Source organism: Nonomuraea sp. NPDC001699, assembly GCF_053596455.1.
This window is the reverse complement of sequence record NZ_JBSFGF010000033.1, coordinates 1-14861: the sequence shown is the minus strand read 5'-3', so window position 1 is coordinate 14861 and position 14861 is coordinate 1. Positions and strand designations below refer to the sequence as shown.

Genomic DNA, 14861 nt, shown 5'->3' with positions numbered 1-14861 from the left:
CAGGAGGGTGGAGAAGCGTGCAAGCTGGAAGTATGAGGCAAACCCTGCGCTTCGGACGGGTGGCGGGAATCCCCGTCGGCGCTCACTGGTCCGCGTTGGGCATCGTCGCGCTCGTGGTGGTGGCCCTGGGCTCCGGAGTCCTGGCCGCCGCCGCCCCGGGTGCGGGAAGGGCGGCGTACTGGGTGGCCGGGGTCGTCATCGGGCTGCTGCTCATGGCGTCGCTGCTCGCGCACGAACTGGCGCACGCGCTGACGGCCAAGCGGTGCGGCATGGAGGTGGAGTGCGTCACGCTCTGGGCGCTGGGAGGCGTCACGGAGTTCCGCGAGGAGGCGAGGACGCCCGCGAGCGAGGTGGCGACGGCGGCCGCGGGCCCCGTCGCGAGCCTGCTCCTCGGCGGCCTGGCCTACGCCGCCGCGGCGGTGCTGCCGCCGGGCGTGCCCAGGGCCGCCGCGGCCTGGCTCGCCATGATGAACCTGATCCTGGGTGTGTTCAACCTGCTGCCGGGCAGCCCGCTCGACGGCGGGCGGGTGCTGCACGGGCTGTTGTGGAGCCGATACGGGGATCGCCACCGCGCCGACGTCGGTGCCGCGAGGGCCGGTTACGGCATCGGTCTCACCCTGACCTTCGCCGGGTTCGCGGTGATCTGGGTGTGGAGCCCGCTGGGCGGGATGTGGCTGGTGATCACCGGCTGGTACATCGCGGGAGCCGCCCGCGGCGAGATCATGAGCAGGGCGGCCCGGCGCGGCCTCGGCGGAGTGTCGGTACGGGACGTCATGACGGCCACGCCGGACCTGGCGCCCGCCTGGCTGACCGTGCAGGGGCTGGTCGACGCGGTGGTGCTCGGCTCCCACCAGTCCGTCTTCCCCGTCGTGGGGTTCGACGGGGCCCCGCTCGGCGCGGTGTCGCTGGAGTCCCTGCTCGCCGTGCCCGCCGAACGCAGGGGGGAGACCAGGGTGGAGGCGCTGGTCGCGACCCAGACGCCGCCACGCGTCCTGTCGCCGGACGACGACGCCACCGCCCTGCTGGAGCGCCCCTCGCGGACGGGCGGCCTGCGTGCCGTGGTCGTCGAGGACGGCCTCGTCACCGGCATGATCACGGACGCGGACCTCGGCAGGACGCTGCAACAGGCGCTGCTGCGGCCCGCCGCGACCGTCTGACGCCGTCGCCACAGGCCGTCGCTACGGGCCGTCGCTACAGGCCGTGCACGCGGCGGCCCGTGACCTGGTGCGGGACGATCCGGATGAACAGATGGCGCTCCCCGCCCGCCCAGGGCGTGACGCCCGCCTCGGCCAGCTTGGCGACCTCGTCCTCGGGCACGTGGTGGGCCGGGCCCTGGATCAGGACGCTCCAGCCCTCCTTGCGCACCTCGTCGATCCGGTCCACCTGGAAGCCGATCATGATGTCCACGCCCTCCAGGCCGGTGCGCAGGTCCTGGTCCATGGGGCCGCCGCGGGCGGTCCGGAACAGCACGGCGCCCTCGTGCAGCCGGTAGTTGACGGGCAGCACCGTGGGCCCGTGGGAGCCGTTGAACGCGACCCGCCCGATGCCGCCCGGCGCGACCAGGCGCAGGCACTCCTCGGGGTCGAGGACGTCCATGACCGGCTCCTCCGGCCCGGCGCCGGGGCCCGGCGGACGGTCACGGCCACCGCCGAGCAGGTCCTGCGGGGTCGTCTCCAGGGCCGTGGCCAGGCGGGTCACCGTGTTCCTGTCGGGGACGCCGAGATGGCCCTCCAGGTACGTGACATAGCCCGGGGACATGTCGGCCCGCTCGGCGAGCTGGTCGATCGTGAGACCGAGCCGGTCGCGGTGGTGGGTCACCCTGCGTCCGAAGTCACCACTGTTCGTCATGATCATCTCCTTCTCCGTGAGGACGAGGCCGACGCCGCCCGGCACGGGGACGCCGTCCACCCGCGTGCCGTCGTGGTCGGCCTCGACGGTGATCCGGCGCCCGCGGAACAGGACCGGCAGCGACAGCGTGCCCAGCCGTGCGGGCACCAGCGGGTTGAGCAGCAGGCCCTCGGGCCTCGGCTCCAGGCCCAGGTAACAGCGTTGCAGCATGTCCACGGTCCCGGCCATGGCGCCCAGGTGGATGCCCTCCGCCGTGGTGCCGCCCTGGACGTCGTGCACGTCGCCGACCAGCGCCTCGGCGAAGAACTGCCAGGAGCGCGCCCGGTCGCAGCGCGACAGCACCCAGGCGTGCACGACGGCGCTGAGGGTGGAGCCGTGGCTGGTGCGGTCGAGGTAGTACTCGATCGTGCGCGGGATCAGGCCGGGGTCGGCCGGATAGCCGAGCCGGTCCAGGATCGCCAGCAGTTCGCCGGCGTCGAGCAGGTAGAACAACATCAGCGTGTCGGCCTGCTTGGACGCCTTGTAGCGGTTGACGTCGTCGCCGTCCGCTTCGAGCGCGCGGTCGAGGCGGCGCACGCCCTCGTACCGCTGCCAGTCGAGCTCGGCCAGCTCGGCGTAACCGGTGAACTGGCTGATGACGCCCTCGTGGAAGTCGACCCGCATGCGGCGGGTGATGTCCTCCCACCGCGCCGCCTCCGGCCCGTCCACAGCGCCCGACTGGAGGGCGTGCCGCAGCAGCCACACGGTCATGACGTTGGTGTAGGCGTTGTTGGCCAGGCCGGGTCCGGCGGCGCCGGGGTAGGCGGTGTGGTACTCGTCGGGGCCCATGACGCCGCGGATCTCGTACCGGCCGGAGCCGGGGTCGAGCACGGCCAGCGAGGCGAAGAACCGCGCGATGGCGATCATCAGGTCGGCGCACCACGACGGCAGGGAGCCGGTGGCCAGGCGGTACTGCCACACGTTGTAGGCGACGGCGAGGCCGACGTGGCGCTGGAGGTGGGAGACGTCCGGCAGCCAGCGTCCGGAGTCGGGATTGAGGTGGAAGGTCTGGGTCTCCTCGCTGCCGTCGCTGCCGCTCTGCCAGGGGAACATCGCGCCGTCGTACCCGGCCGACCGGGCCGCCGCGTGGGCCTCGGGCAGGCGGCGCCACCGGTAGCGCAGCAGGCCGCGGGAGATCTCGGGAAAGCGCAGGTTGAGCCAGGGCAGGACGAACAGCTCGTCCCAGAACACGTGCCCCCGGTACGCCTCGCCGTGCAGGCCCCGCGCGGGCACCCCGGCGTCGAGGTCGGCCGTGTGCGGGGACAGGGTCTGGAGCAGGTGGAAGATGTGCAGGTGGACGATCTGCGACAGCTCCGGCCCGTCCACGTTCAGCTCGGCCCGTTCCCACAGCCGCTCCCAGGCCGCGGCGTGCGCCGCCAGCAGCTCGGCGAAGCCCGGCGCCGTCCCCGCGCGCCGCAGGGCGGCCGACAGCGGGTCGTGCACGGCGGGGTCGCGCGAGGTCAGCAGGGCGACGACCTTCGTGAACGTCACCGGCACGCCCTCGACGGCCGCCAGCACGTACTCGGCGGCGACGTGGTCGGACGCCATGGAGACGGAGCCCGAGCCGGGGGCGGGGCCGTCGGCGCGGGCGGCGAGCGCGACGGTGACGCGGGAGGAGCGGGTCGTCGCGGTCAGCCAGGTCAGCTCGTCGTGGCGGCCCGTGGCGTGGTCCGTCAGGTGGTCGCCGCGCAGGTCGCGGTAGCGTTCGACGCCGTCGTTGGCGACCCGCCCGTCCAGCCCGGCGCGGACGCGCAGCGGCCCCGACCAGTTCTCCGCCGTGAAGGTCGTCTCCAGGGCGGCCAGGGCGGGGTCGGCCATGGAGACCAGGCGGCGTTGCCGCACCCGGGTGACCCGGCCCTGCCCGTCCCGCCAGCGCAGCTCCCGCAGCAGCACCCCGTGGCGCAGGTCGAGCTCCTGGGTGTAGTCCAGCAGCTCGGCCAGCTCCGGGCCGAACCAGTCCTGGCCGGGCGTGGCGAAGGTGAGCGGCAGCCAGTCGGGCAGGTTGACCAGGTCCTCGTTGATGACCGTCCGGCCGCCCACCTCGGACGCCAGCCGGTCGTAGCAGCCCGCGTGGTAGGTGCCGGGCGTGCGGATGCGGCCGTCGGGCGTGGCGCCGCGCGTGGCGAAGCGGCCGTTGCCGAGGGTGCACAGCGCCTCGCGCAGCCTGACCGAGGCCGGGGCGAAGCCCTCGTACGTGAGCGTCCACGGGTTCACGGCGACCCCGCGCGGACGCGCCCGTCCCGGTCGGTGTCGCGGACCGCGGCTGGGAGCCGGTGCAGGTCAAGGGCGGCCATGTCGGTGACGCTACCCAGCTGCCCGACCCCCAAGACAGGGCCGTTGGTCCTTTGATCGGGCGGGGCTGCTTCACTGAGGGTCGCCGATGTGATGCGCTGTGCTCATCGTCTTCTGGAGGTGGACCATGAGCGCGCGCTCGCCGAGGCAGGCCATGGACGCGGCGGTCGAGGCCGGGCGTTGGGCTCCTTCCGTGCACAACACCCAGCCGTGGGTCTTCTCGGTCTCCGACGAGGAGATCGGGCTGAAGGCCGACACCTCCCGGAAGCTCTCGGCCGGTGACGTGTCCGGCCGGGAACTGGTGATCAGTTGTGGTGCGGCGCTGTTCACGATGCGCACGGCGATGCGGTGCGCGGGCTTCGAGCCGGTGGTGCGGGTTCTTCCCGATCCCGATCGGCCGGGGCTGCTGGCGACGATCAGGCCGGGGCAGGAGTGCGAGCCCGACGAGGAGACGCGGTCGCTGGGCGGTGAGATCGAGCGCCGTCACACGCATCGGGCGGGGTTCGCCGACGTCCCGGTTCCCGACCGGCTGGTGGAGTCGCTGGTGGCGGGGGCGCTGGGTGAGGGCGTGAAGCTGACGCCGGTCCGGTCCGGGGAGGCGGTGGAGGTGCTGGCGGCGCTCACGCGGGCGGCGCAGGGCGTTCAGGCCGCCGATCAGCGGTTCAGCCTGGAGATCGTCGGGTGGGCCAGGCCGCCGGGCAGCACGCGTGCCGACGGCGTGCCCGCCGGGAGCTATCCGCGGGAGGCGGCGCCGACGGAGGCGGAGTTCCCTCAGCGTCACTACTCGTGGCGGCACGGCTGGGGCGCGCCGGGCGGTCAGGAGGAGACGGCCACCGGGGTGGTGGCCGTGATCACGACGCGGGAGGACGGCCGCAAGGAGTGGCTGGCCACCGGGCAGGCGCTGCAACGGATGTTGTTGCACGCCTCGGCGCACGGGGTGAGCGCCGCCTTCCACACCCAGGCCCTCGAGCTGGACCTGTTGCGCGAGTTCCTGCGGCTGGAGCTGTTCTCGGGGGAGTACCCGCAGATGCTCATGAGGCTCGGCGTCACCCACGAGGGCAAGGGCACGCCCCGGCGCCCGCTGTCCGACGTCCTGGAATGAGAGGACCAAGGTCCTTCGAGCGAGGGGCGTACGACACTGATCGCGGGCCGGCGGAACCAGTGGAATGGAAGTGCGAACAAGGACACACCCCCCACCGAAAGGAAGGCCCGCCATGGCCACCACCATTCACCGCCCTATGACGGACGTCGCCGCCGCCAAGGCGGAGCGCACCCCGGTCGACTACGTCTGGGCGCTGGCCCGGATCGCGATCGGCTGGGTCTTCCTGTGGGCGTTCCTGGACAAGACGTTCGGCTGGGGGTTCGCCACCCCGGCGAACAAGGCGTGGCTGGCGGGCGGCAGCCCCACGACCGGCTTCCTCAAGGGCACCGGCGAGAACGCGCTCGGCGGCCTGTTCGCCGGCCTGGCCGGCCAGGCGTGGGTGGACTGGCTGTTCATGGCCGGCCTGCTGGGCATCGGCGCGGCCCTGGTGCTGGGCGTCGGAACCCGCGTCGCCGCCGTCACCGGCACCCTCCTGCTCGCCATGATGTGGGCCGCCGAACTGCCCCTGGCCACCAACCCCTTCCTGGACGAGCACATCATCTACGCCATCGTCCTCATCGGCCTGGCCCTGACCGGCGCCGGCACCACCCTCGGACTCGGCAACCTGCCGATCGTCCGCCGCAACGCCTGGCTCAGGTGACCGGCCTCCGGCCACGGGCCCATCCCTCGACGGGGTGGGCCCGTGGCGTTTCCGACGTACCAGGACATCGAGAATGAGTGTCATGACACGTGCTGTGTATGTCGCCGCGGGCGAGGCGGGGAGCAACAAGGGGACCGTCGCCCTGGGGCTGGTGGAGCTGCTGTCCCGGCAGGTGGGGACCGTGGGCGTGTTCCGGCCGGTGGTACGGGCCGGCCGCGAGGACGGCCTGATCAACACCATCCGCAGCCGGTTCCAGCTCGCCCTGCCCTACGCGGCGTGCGCGGGTGTCACCTACGACGAGGTGCACGCCGACGTCGAGCGCGCGGCCGGGGACGTCGTGGCCCGCTTCCGCGCGCTGGCCCGGCGGTGCGACGCGGTCGTGGTGGTCGGCACCGACTACACCGACGTGGGGGCGCCGACGGAGTTCGGGTTCAACGCCCGTCTGGCCGCCGACCTGGGCACCCCCGTGATCAACGTGGTGAGCGGACGGGGCCGGACGGCCGCCAGGATCGCCGCGGCGGTCGAGGTGTCGTCCAGGGAGCTGGCCCACCATCACGCCCAGGAGCTCGCGGTCGTGGTCACCCGGTCGGCCGGCGGGCCGCTCGCGCCCAGCCACGCGACGCCGGTGTTCGTGCTGCCGGAGGCGCCTTCGCTGCGCGCGCCCACGGTGGCCGACCTGCTGGACGCCTGCGAAGGCCGGTTCTTCCTCGGCGAGCGCGACGGGCTCGGCCGGGAGGCGAGCGCGCTGATGGTGGGCGCGATGTCGCTGCCGGGCATCCTGGAGCGCCTCACCGAGGGCGCGGCGGTGATCATCCCGTCCGATCGGGCAGCCGCGCTGCTGCCCGGCCTGATCGCCGCGCACAAGGCGCCGGGCTTCCCGTCCCTGTCGGCGGTGGTGCTGACCGGCGGCACGGACCTGCCCGCCTCCGTGGAACGGCTGCTGCGCGGCATGACGATCCCGCTGCCGGTGATCGCCACCGGTCACGACACCTTCGACACCGCGACCCGGCTCTCGGCCGTGGAGGGGCGGTTCACGCCCGAGGCGGGCGGGAAGATCGACACGGCGCTGCGCCTGTTCGCCGAGCACGTGGACGGCCGGCTGCTGCTGGACCGGCTGGACATCGCCAAGACCGACGTCGTCACGCCGTTGATGTTCGAGTACGAGCTGCTGGACCGGGCGCGCGCCCGGCGCCGGCACATCGTGCTGCCCGAGGGCGAGGAGCCGCGCATCCTGCGCGCGGCCGACATCCTGCTGCGCCGCGACGTGGCCGACCTCACCCTGCTCGGCGACGCCGCCCGCATCAGGGTCCAGGCCGCCCAGCTCGGCCTCGACCTGGACGCGGCCAGGGTGCTCAGCCCGTTCGACCCCGAGCTGCGCGAGCGGTTCGCCCACGCCTACGCCGAGGCCAGGGCGCACAAGGGGATGACCGTCGAGCTGGCCCGCGACACCGTCACCGACGTCTCCTACCTCGGCACGCTGATGGTCCACACCGGCCTGGCCGACGGCATGGTCTCCGGCGCGACGCACACCACGGCGCACACGATCAGGCCGGCGTTCGAGATCCTGCGGCTGGGGCTGGTCTCCAGCGTGTTCTTCATGTGCCTGGCCGACCGGGTCCTGGTGTACGGCGACTGCGCCGTCAACCCCGACCCCACCGCCGGGCAGCTCGCCGACATCGCGATCGCCTCGGCCCGCACCGCGGCGATGTTCGGGGTCGAGCCGAGGATCGCGATGTTGTCGTACTCGACGGGCGCCTCGGGGGCGGGGGCGGAGGTCGACAAGGTGCGCGCCGCCACCGAGCTGGTCCGTGAGCGCCGTCCCGACCTCCAGGTGGAGGGGCCGATCCAGTACGACGCCGCGGTGGACCCCGCCGTCGCGCGGGCCAAGATGCCCGGCAGCCAGGTGGCCGGACACGCCACGGTCTTCGTGGTGCCCGACCTGAACACCGGCAACAACCTGTACAAGGCCGTCCAGCGCAGCGCGGGGGCGGTCGCGGTGGGGCCGGTGCTCCAGGGGCTGCGCAGGCCGGTCAACGACCTGTCCAGGGGCGCCACCGTGGCCGACATCGTCACCACCGTCGCGGTCACGGCCGCCCAGGTGCGCGACGAGCCGCCGCCTCCTGACCTGTCACCTGGTGTTTGAGGCGCGCCACCGCCGGGCGACGAGCGCGGCGGCCGGCACGGCCGCGAGCCCCGCCCACGTGACCGGATGGCTCCAGACGGCGGTGTCGACCTGCTGCACCAGCACGAACACGCCCATGACGACGACGAACCAGCCGAACGCCGTGCGCAGCGCGTCCTGCGGGATGCGGCCCGCGAGCCGGCCGCCCACCAGGCTGCCGAGCACCGCGGCCGCCGTGACGGTCAGGGCGAGCCGCCAGTCGATCGCCACGCCCGCCAGGTGCCCGGCGAGCCCGGCGAACGACTTCATCGCGATGACGAGCAGCGACGTGCCGACCGCGACGCCCATCGGCAGCCCGCCGAGCAGGGCCAGGGCCGGGACGACGAGGAACCCGCCGCCGGAGCCGACCAGCCCCGTCACGGCGCCGACGACGAGCCCTTCCGCCGCGATGTGCTTCAGCGGCAGCTCGCCCTGGGCGGGCCGCGCCTGCCTCCCGGCGTGCCGGGGCCTGCGCAGCATCGCGACCGCCGTGGCCAGCATCATCAGGGCGAAGGCGACGAGCAGCGCCGTGCCGGGGACGTACGCGGCGAGGCGTCCGCCGCCGTACGCGCCGGCCATGCTGAACGCGCCGAAGAGCAGGCCGGTGCGCCAGCGGATCCGTCGTGCCCGCGCGTGCGGGACCAGCGCGGCCAGACTGGTGACGCCGACCACGAACAGCGAGGTGGCGATCGCCTCCTTGGTGTCCTGACCGGCCAGGTAGACCAGGATCGGCACGGTCAGGATCGACCCGCCGCCGCCCAGCACGCCGAGGCTGACGCCGACGAGCAGGGACGCCGCGACGATCAGGACGGTCACGGGGTCTTCCGCAGCTGCGCGATCACCGTGCGGATGTCCGGGCGCGGCCCGCGGTTGTAGGGCAGCCGGGACAGCATGACGCCCATGGCACAGGAGTTGCTGACGGCCGCGTACACCAGGCCGGCGCCGATCGCGGTGCCGATCAGATGCGCGCCGGGCACGAAGATCCCGGCCAGACCGGTGGTCAGCACGATCGAACCGGCCACCAGCCGGACCTGACGCTCGATGTCCCACCGCTCGGGCCCCCGATCAAGGGGCGCGCCGGCGGTCTCCCACCCGACGATCCCGCCCTCCAGGACGCGCAGGTTCGCCAGCCCGGCCTCGGCGAGGGCCTGCCCGGCCTGGGCGGCCCGCGCTCCCGAGCGGCAGACGAGCACGACGTCCTCGTCGAGGTGGCTCAGGAGTTCGGCCCGGTGCTCGCGCAGGGTGTTCAGCGGCACGTTGTACGAGCCCGCGATGTGCGACGTACGGAACTCGCCGGGCGTGCGCACGTCGAGCAGGCGCGGCGCCCGCCCTTCCGCGACGAGCCGCCGCAGCACGGCGGGGGTGAGGGAGGAGGTGGGGGCGGTGCTCATGAGACTTTCCTTCGGGTTCGAATACCAAGGGGGGTATAGAGGGGACGTGCGTCAGCAAATGGGGTCAGACGCCGGCCGACAGGGCCCACGCGGCGTAGCCGCCCAGGACGTCGGAGACGTCCTGGAAGCCGCGGTGCCGCAGCAGGCTCGCCGCGATGGACGAGCGGTGACCGCCCGCGCAGTGCAGGACGACGGGCCGGTCGGCGGGCAGCTCGCGGCTGCGGGCGGGCAGTTCGCTCAGCGGGATGTGCACGGCGGCGTCGATGAAGCCGTTCGCCTCGCGCTCGCCGGAGGTGCGGACGTCCACGACGACGGGAGGGGCGTCGCCGGCGAGGGCGGCGCGCAGCTGCGCGGCGGTCAGGCGGCTGGCCGGGGCGACCTCGTCCGCGAGCTCGACCAGGGCGTTGTCGGGGTTGCGCAGGTAGCCCGCGACCCGGTCGAAGCCGATCCGGGCCAGCCGGGTGACGACCTCCTCCTCCCGGTTCTGCGGCGCCATGACGACCAGCTCGCCGGCCGGGTCGAGCACGGTCCCCGCCTGCTCGGCGAAGCGCCCGTCGGCGGGCACGTTCACGGCGCCGCGCAGGTGGCCGGCGGCGAAGTCCTGCGGGTCGCGGGCGTCCACCACCACCGTGCCGGCGGCGCGCAGCCCGGTGAACTCGTCGAGGGTCAGCGGCCTGGGGGCGGCAGAGGCGTCGTAGCGGGCGCGCTCCTTGCGGTTGAGGTCGGCGTCGTAGGCGAAGTAGCCGGGCGCGGCCGGCTGCCCGGCGGTGACGAGCGCGACGAACGACTCCCGGTCCATCGGCGCGCACGCGTAGTTGGTGGCCCGCTGCTCGCCGATGGTCGACTGCTTCTCGGTCGAGAGGTTCTTGCCGCAGGCCGAGCCGGCGCCGTGCGCGGGGAAGACCCGCACCTCGTCGGCCAGGCCCATGAGCTTGTTCTGCACGCTGTCGTACAACATCGCGCCCAGCTCCTCGGGGGTGACGCCGACGGAGGCGAGCAGGTCGGGGCGGCCGACGTCCCCGATGAACAGCGCGTCGCCGGTCAGCACCCCGTACGGGACGCGGTCCCCGGCACGTTCGTAGACCAGGACGCTGATCGACTCCGGCGTGTGGCCGGGCGTCTCCATGATCTCCAGGGTGACGTCGCCCAGGGAGATGCGCTCGCCCTCGCCGAGCTTGCGGATCGGGTACTCGGTCTCGGCGCGCCGGCCGTAGCCGATCCAGGCGCCGGTGCTGTCGGCCATCTCCAGGTGCCCGGCGACGAAGTCGGCGTGGAAGTGGGTGTTGACGACGCCGACGACGGTGAAGCCGTGCGCGCGGGCGTCGGCCAGGTACTCGGAGACGTCCCGCCGGGGGTCGACGACCACCGCGTGGCCGGTGCCCTCGTCGGCGATCATGTACGACGCCTGCGAGAGGCAGTCCAGGTAGTACTGGGTGAAGAACACGGCAATCCCTTCGTGAGGAACGCGACCGGTGGGGGCGGTGGCTGTCCATACCCCCCCGGGTATCTTGTACCCGACAGTAGGTTGTGGGTGAAGCGGATGTCAAATACCCCTCCGGGTATCGCCCAGCATACCTATGGGGGTATGGTGACCTGGACGAATGCCCCCGCCGCCCTCTGGCGCGACCTCGTTCCAGGTGCGAAGGACCTCCGCCCGTGAAGACCAATCCCGCGCCCGCCGCGACCGGCCGCCCGCCCGTACGTCTCGGGCTCCGGGCGAACGCCGTCCAGTTCTCCCTGCTGGTCGTCGTCAACGTCGCCGTCGGCGGCCTGGTCGGCCTCGAACGCACCACCGTGCCGCTGATCGGCGCCCACACCTTCGGCCTGACCAGCGACCTCGCCGTCTTCTCCTTCATCGTCGCCTTCGGCCTCACCAAGGCGTTCACCAACCTGGCCGCCGGCGCCCTGACGGCCCGGTTCCGCCGCAAGCAGCTCCTCGTGGCCGGCTGGCTGATCGGCGTCCCCGTCCCGTTCGTCCTGGCCTGGGCGCCCTCCTGGGGGTGGATCGTGGCCGCCAACGTCCTGCTCGGCCTCAACCAGGGGCTGACCTGGTCGATGACGGTCAACATGAAGATCGACCTGGTCGGGCCCGCCCGGCGCGGTCTCGCCACCGGCCTGAACGAGGCCGCCGGGTACACCGCCGTCGGCGCCACCGCCCTGCTCACCGGCTACCTCGCGACCGGTTACGGCCTGCGTCCCGTCCCCGAACTCGTCGGCGTCGTCTTCGTCGCGGCCGGCCTGGCGCTGGCCCTGGTGGTCCGCGACACCGCCGCCCACGTGGCCCTCGAACTCGACCGGCATCCCCGGCCCCTGGCCGCCGATGAGACCCCGGGACCGGCCGCCGTGTTCGCCCGCACCTCCTGGCGTGACCGCTCGCTGCGCGGCGTCAGCCAGGCCGGCCTCGTCAACAACCTCAACGACGGCCTCACCTGGGGGGTCTTCCCGCTGCTGTTCACCGACCACGGCCTGGGGCTGGCCGCCGTCGGGCTGATCAAGGGGCTGTACCCGCTCCTGTGGGGCATCGGCCAGATCCCGGCCGGTCACCTCGCCGACCGCCTCGGCCGCAAACCGCTCATCGTCACCGGCATGTTCGTCCAGGCCGCCGGCCTGCTGCTCGCCCTCGTCCTGCTGGACGTCCCCCTGCTCGCCGGGGTCCTGTCCGCCGTCGCCCTCGGGCTGGGGACCGCCATGGTCTACCCCGCCCTGATCGCCTCCGTCTCCGACCACGCCCACCCCGCCTGGCGTGCCAACGCCCTGGGCGCCTACCGCTTCTGGCGCGACATCGGCTACGCCGCCGGAGCCCTCGTCGCCGGCGTCCTGGCCGACGCGCTCGGCCTCGGCGCCACGGTCGTCGCCGGCGCCGTCCTCACCGCCGTCTCCGGCCTGCTCGCCGCCCGCTGGATCACCGAGCGCACGACGGGCTGACGGCGCGCCCGGCCTGCGTCAAGCGCGGCCCAAGGTGCGGTCGGCATTGTCCGTGTCGCCGGAAACGGCGGGAGCGTTCCTTGATCTCCCTCTGGTTACAGTCCGTAGTGGTTGATTTGCTCAGGGGGGAAGATGAAGAGTGTTCGCGTAGTCGCCGTCAGGATGGCGAAGGTGTTGTGTGCCGGGCTGCTCGCGGTCCCGTCGTCCCCGCTGGTCGTGCCCGAGCCGTCGCCGGACACGTCGGTGGTGACGGTGCGAACCGGCGGCGACCGGACCGGCGACACCACGGTGGGCCCGCTGGCCGGTGTCGAGCTCGGCCTGTTCACCGGCCCCGACGCCACCACCCCGGTCGACGGCGACTGGGGCGTGTGCGTGTCGGACGGCGACGGCGACTGCAGCTTCGTCGTCCCCGACACGGCGCCGGGCGGCGCCAACGAGGGCGCGCGCTTCTACGTCAGGCAGATCTCCGCCCCCGACGGCTGGTACACCAACCCCGAGCTGCGGACCGGCCGCGGCAGCGGGTCCAACTCCGTCGCCACGCCGTACGTCTTCCAGACCCCCGCGCTGGAGAGCGACACCACGTACACCTCCACCCGCGACTTCATGATCAACAACACTCGCGGCGACGCCACCGCCTCGACCGGGATCTGGCAGCAGTCACGGGACAACCCCCGGCCCGATCTCACCTGCGGCCTCGACGTCGCGCTGCTGCTCGACCTGTCGGCCTCGGTGGGCAGCGCGCTGCCCGACCTGAAGTCGGCCGCCGACACCTTCACCGACGCCCTGACCGGCACCCCGTCCCGGATGGCGCTGTTCACCTTCGACCGCAACTCGCCCAGCGCCGGCACCACGAACAACCCCGACCTCATGCCGGTGTCCACCGAGGCGGGCGCCGAGGCGTTCAAGAACCAGTACGCCGACTGGCAGCTCGGCAGCGGCACCAACTGGGACCGCGGCCTGTGGGCGGTCGCCGAGGCCGCGCCGCGCTACGACCTGCTGGTGGTGCTCACCGACGGCAACCCCACCTACTACGACACCCTGCTCGGCGACGGCAGCAACACCCGCATCGCCGAGGTGGAGGCCGGGATCTTCTCCGCCAACGCGGTCAAGGCCGAGGGCACCCGCGTCCTGGCCGTCGGCGTCGGCAACGGCGTGACCGGCCTGACCGCGCTCAACCTGCGCGCCATCTCCGGCACCACCGCCTTCGACGGCTCCAACGCGGCCGCCGCCGACTACTTCCAGACCAGCGACTACGCCGCCGCCGGACAGGCGCTGCGCGAGATCGTCCAGGCCCAGTGCCGGGGGTCACTGTCGGTGGTCAAGCAGATCGTCCCGTCCGGCAACACCGGCGAGGACGTCACCGGCGCCACCCCGGCCGGCCCCGGCTGGGAGTTCGGCGCCGAGACCACCACGCCGGGCATCGGCGGGCTGCCCGCCACCGAGTCGACGACCGACGACGGCACGGGATCGGTCAACTTCGACCTCACCTTCAGCCAGACCCCGTCGGCCGACGTCACCGTCACCGAAGCCCAGCACCCCGGCCACACCCTGGTCACCCAGGACGGGCGCAACGCCGTCTGCCGCCTGATCGACACCGGCGCCGAGGTGCCGGTGACCAACAGCGGCGGGCTCGGGTTCACGGTCGAGGTGCCGAGCGACGCGGCCGTCAGCTGCACCGTCTACAACCGCCCACCCACCCCGACCCCGACACCGACCCCGACACCGACCCCGACACCGACCCCGACACCGACTCCGACTCCGACTCCGACGCCGGTCGTCACTCCGACGCCCACCCCGACACCGACCCCCACGCCGGTCGTCACTCCGACGCCCACGCCCACGCCGACACCGACGCCCACCCCGTCCCACCCGGGGGACTGCCACAAGGCACATCCGTATTGGGGCCACTGCGAGCAGCACCCGGACTGGCACGACGTCTGCCACGAGGAGCAGTCGCACTGGGGTCACTGCGAACAGCACCCGGACTGGCACGACGTCTGCCACAAGTCGGCCCTCGGTTGCGGGGACCTGTCGCCGTGGTCGTACGCCGGCGAACGATGGGAGTGACGCCCTGTGCCGGCCGCCCGCCGCAGGCGGGCGAACCGGCCGGCCGTAGCTGACGTGGGCGGGCCCGGCCTTGTGCCGAGCCCGCCCACGACGGTTTCCAGAGAACCTGGGGACGGCCGTTCCCGCCCCCCTCAGGCCGTCAGTGCCGGAGTGTCAGCAGACCCGGTCGGTAGGGCAGGAGGCCGTAGTCGCCGCCGGAGCTGGGGCTGCGTCCCTGGTAGAGGAGTTGGAGGTTGCAGGGGTCCACGGTGAAGGTCTGGTCGGCGCTCGTGCGGATCAGTTCGCCGTGGCTGATGTCGTCGGTCCAGGTGGCGCCGCTGTTGGCCTTGCCGGCGAAGGGGTTGCCCTCGGTGGCGGCCTGTGGTGTCCATGTGCCGTTCAGGCTGGTGGCGGTGA

The 14861-nt window shown here is 73.2% G+C and carries 11 protein-coding genes; 6 read left to right on the top strand and 5 right to left on the bottom strand.

The features are described 5' to 3' along the window. The first annotated feature begins 32 nt into the window (after positions 1 to 32). A complete protein-coding gene (locus tag ACWCSU_RS47885; protein ID WP_357707692.1) occupies positions 33 to 1157 on the top strand; it encodes a site-2 protease family protein in 1125 nt (374 codons plus the stop codon). 34 nt (positions 1158 to 1191) lie between these two features. Here ACWCSU_RS47885 and ACWCSU_RS47880 read toward each other — a convergent pair whose 3' ends face one another. Next, positions 1192 to 4101, bottom strand: a complete 2910-nt coding sequence (locus tag ACWCSU_RS47880; RefSeq protein ID WP_449943197.1) for a pyridoxamine 5'-phosphate oxidase family protein — start codon at positions 4099 to 4101, stop codon at positions 1192 to 1194. 205 nt (positions 4102 to 4306) lie between these two features. On the opposite strand from ACWCSU_RS47880, the gene ACWCSU_RS47875 reads away from it, so the two are divergent. The 3 genes from ACWCSU_RS47875 (at position 4307) to pta (ending at position 8064) form a co-directional block, all read left to right on the top strand. Continuing rightward, positions 4307 to 5281 (top strand): Acg family FMN-binding oxidoreductase, encoded by a 975-nt coding sequence (locus ACWCSU_RS47875; RefSeq protein ID WP_357707694.1) that lies wholly within the window; start codon positions 4307 to 4309, stop codon positions 5279 to 5281. Between the two features lie 112 nt (positions 5282 to 5393). Next, the gene (locus ACWCSU_RS47870) at positions 5394 to 5921 is read left to right on the top strand and encodes a hypothetical protein (RefSeq protein WP_449943194.1); all 528 of its coding nucleotides are present in this window, start codon (positions 5394 to 5396) and stop codon (positions 5919 to 5921) included. Between the two features lie 82 nt (positions 5922 to 6003). Next, positions 6004 to 8064 (top strand): phosphate acetyltransferase, encoded by a 2061-nt coding sequence (pta, locus tag ACWCSU_RS47865; protein WP_449943191.1) that lies wholly within the window; start codon positions 6004 to 6006, stop codon positions 8062 to 8064. Here the strand turns inward: pta and ACWCSU_RS47860 are convergent. The 3 genes from ACWCSU_RS47860 to ACWCSU_RS47850 form a co-directional block, all read right to left on the bottom strand. Further along, positions 8050 to 8898, bottom strand: coding sequence for a sulfite exporter TauE/SafE family protein (locus tag ACWCSU_RS47860; RefSeq protein WP_449943190.1), 849 nt, complete (start codon positions 8896 to 8898; stop codon positions 8050 to 8052). The genes pta and ACWCSU_RS47860 overlap by 15 nt on opposite strands. Then, a complete protein-coding gene (locus tag ACWCSU_RS47855; protein WP_449943188.1) occupies positions 8895 to 9473 on the bottom strand; it encodes a rhodanese-like domain-containing protein in 579 nt (192 codons plus the stop codon). The genes ACWCSU_RS47860 and ACWCSU_RS47855 overlap by 4 nt, the downstream gene beginning before the upstream one ends. Before the next feature lie 64 nt (positions 9474 to 9537). Next, the gene (locus tag ACWCSU_RS47850) at positions 9538 to 10917 is read right to left on the bottom strand and encodes an MBL fold metallo-hydrolase (RefSeq protein ID WP_449943186.1); all 1380 of its coding nucleotides are present in this window, start codon (positions 10915 to 10917) and stop codon (positions 9538 to 9540) included. Positions 10918 to 11129: 212 nt separating this feature from the next. On the opposite strand from ACWCSU_RS47850, the gene ACWCSU_RS47845 reads away from it, so the two are divergent. Both ACWCSU_RS47845 and ACWCSU_RS47840 read left to right on the top strand, forming a co-directional pair. Continuing rightward, positions 11130 to 12398, top strand: a complete 1269-nt coding sequence (locus ACWCSU_RS47845; protein ID WP_449943183.1) for an MFS transporter — start codon at positions 11130 to 11132, stop codon at positions 12396 to 12398. A gap of 132 nt (positions 12399 to 12530) precedes the next feature. Beyond that, positions 12531 to 14465: a vWA domain-containing protein gene (locus ACWCSU_RS47840; protein WP_449943180.1), complete on the top strand. Its 1935-nt coding sequence runs from the start codon at positions 12531 to 12533 to the stop codon at positions 14463 to 14465. A gap of 139 nt (positions 14466 to 14604) precedes the next feature. Here ACWCSU_RS47840 and ACWCSU_RS47835 read toward each other — a convergent pair. Further along, a partial coding sequence (locus ACWCSU_RS47835; RefSeq protein WP_449943177.1) for a non-reducing end alpha-L-arabinofuranosidase family hydrolase occupies positions 14605 to 14861 on the bottom strand: 257 nt, incomplete at its 5' end.

What these genes read in the sequence shown, in the direction of transcription:
- ACWCSU_RS47885 (WP_357707692.1), top strand. Translation starts at nt 33, where the DNA reads ATGAGGCAAACCCTGCGCTTCGGACGGGTGGCGGGAATCCCCGTCGGC.
- ACWCSU_RS47875 (WP_357707694.1), top strand. Translation starts at nt 4,307, where the DNA reads ATGAGCGCGCGCTCGCCGAGGCAGGCCATGGACGCGGCGGTCGAGGCC.
- ACWCSU_RS47870 (WP_449943194.1), top strand. Translation starts at nt 5,394, where the DNA reads ATGGCCACCACCATTCACCGCCCTATGACGGACGTCGCCGCCGCCAAG.
- pta (WP_449943191.1), top strand. Translation starts at nt 6,004, where the DNA reads ATGACACGTGCTGTGTATGTCGCCGCGGGCGAGGCGGGGAGCAACAAG.
- ACWCSU_RS47855 (WP_449943188.1), bottom strand. Translation starts at nt 9,473, where the DNA reads ATGAGCACCGCCCCCACCTCCTCCCTCACCCCCGCCGTGCTGCGGCGG.
- ACWCSU_RS47840 (WP_449943180.1), top strand. Translation starts at nt 12,531, where the DNA reads ATGAAGAGTGTTCGCGTAGTCGCCGTCAGGATGGCGAAGGTGTTGTGT.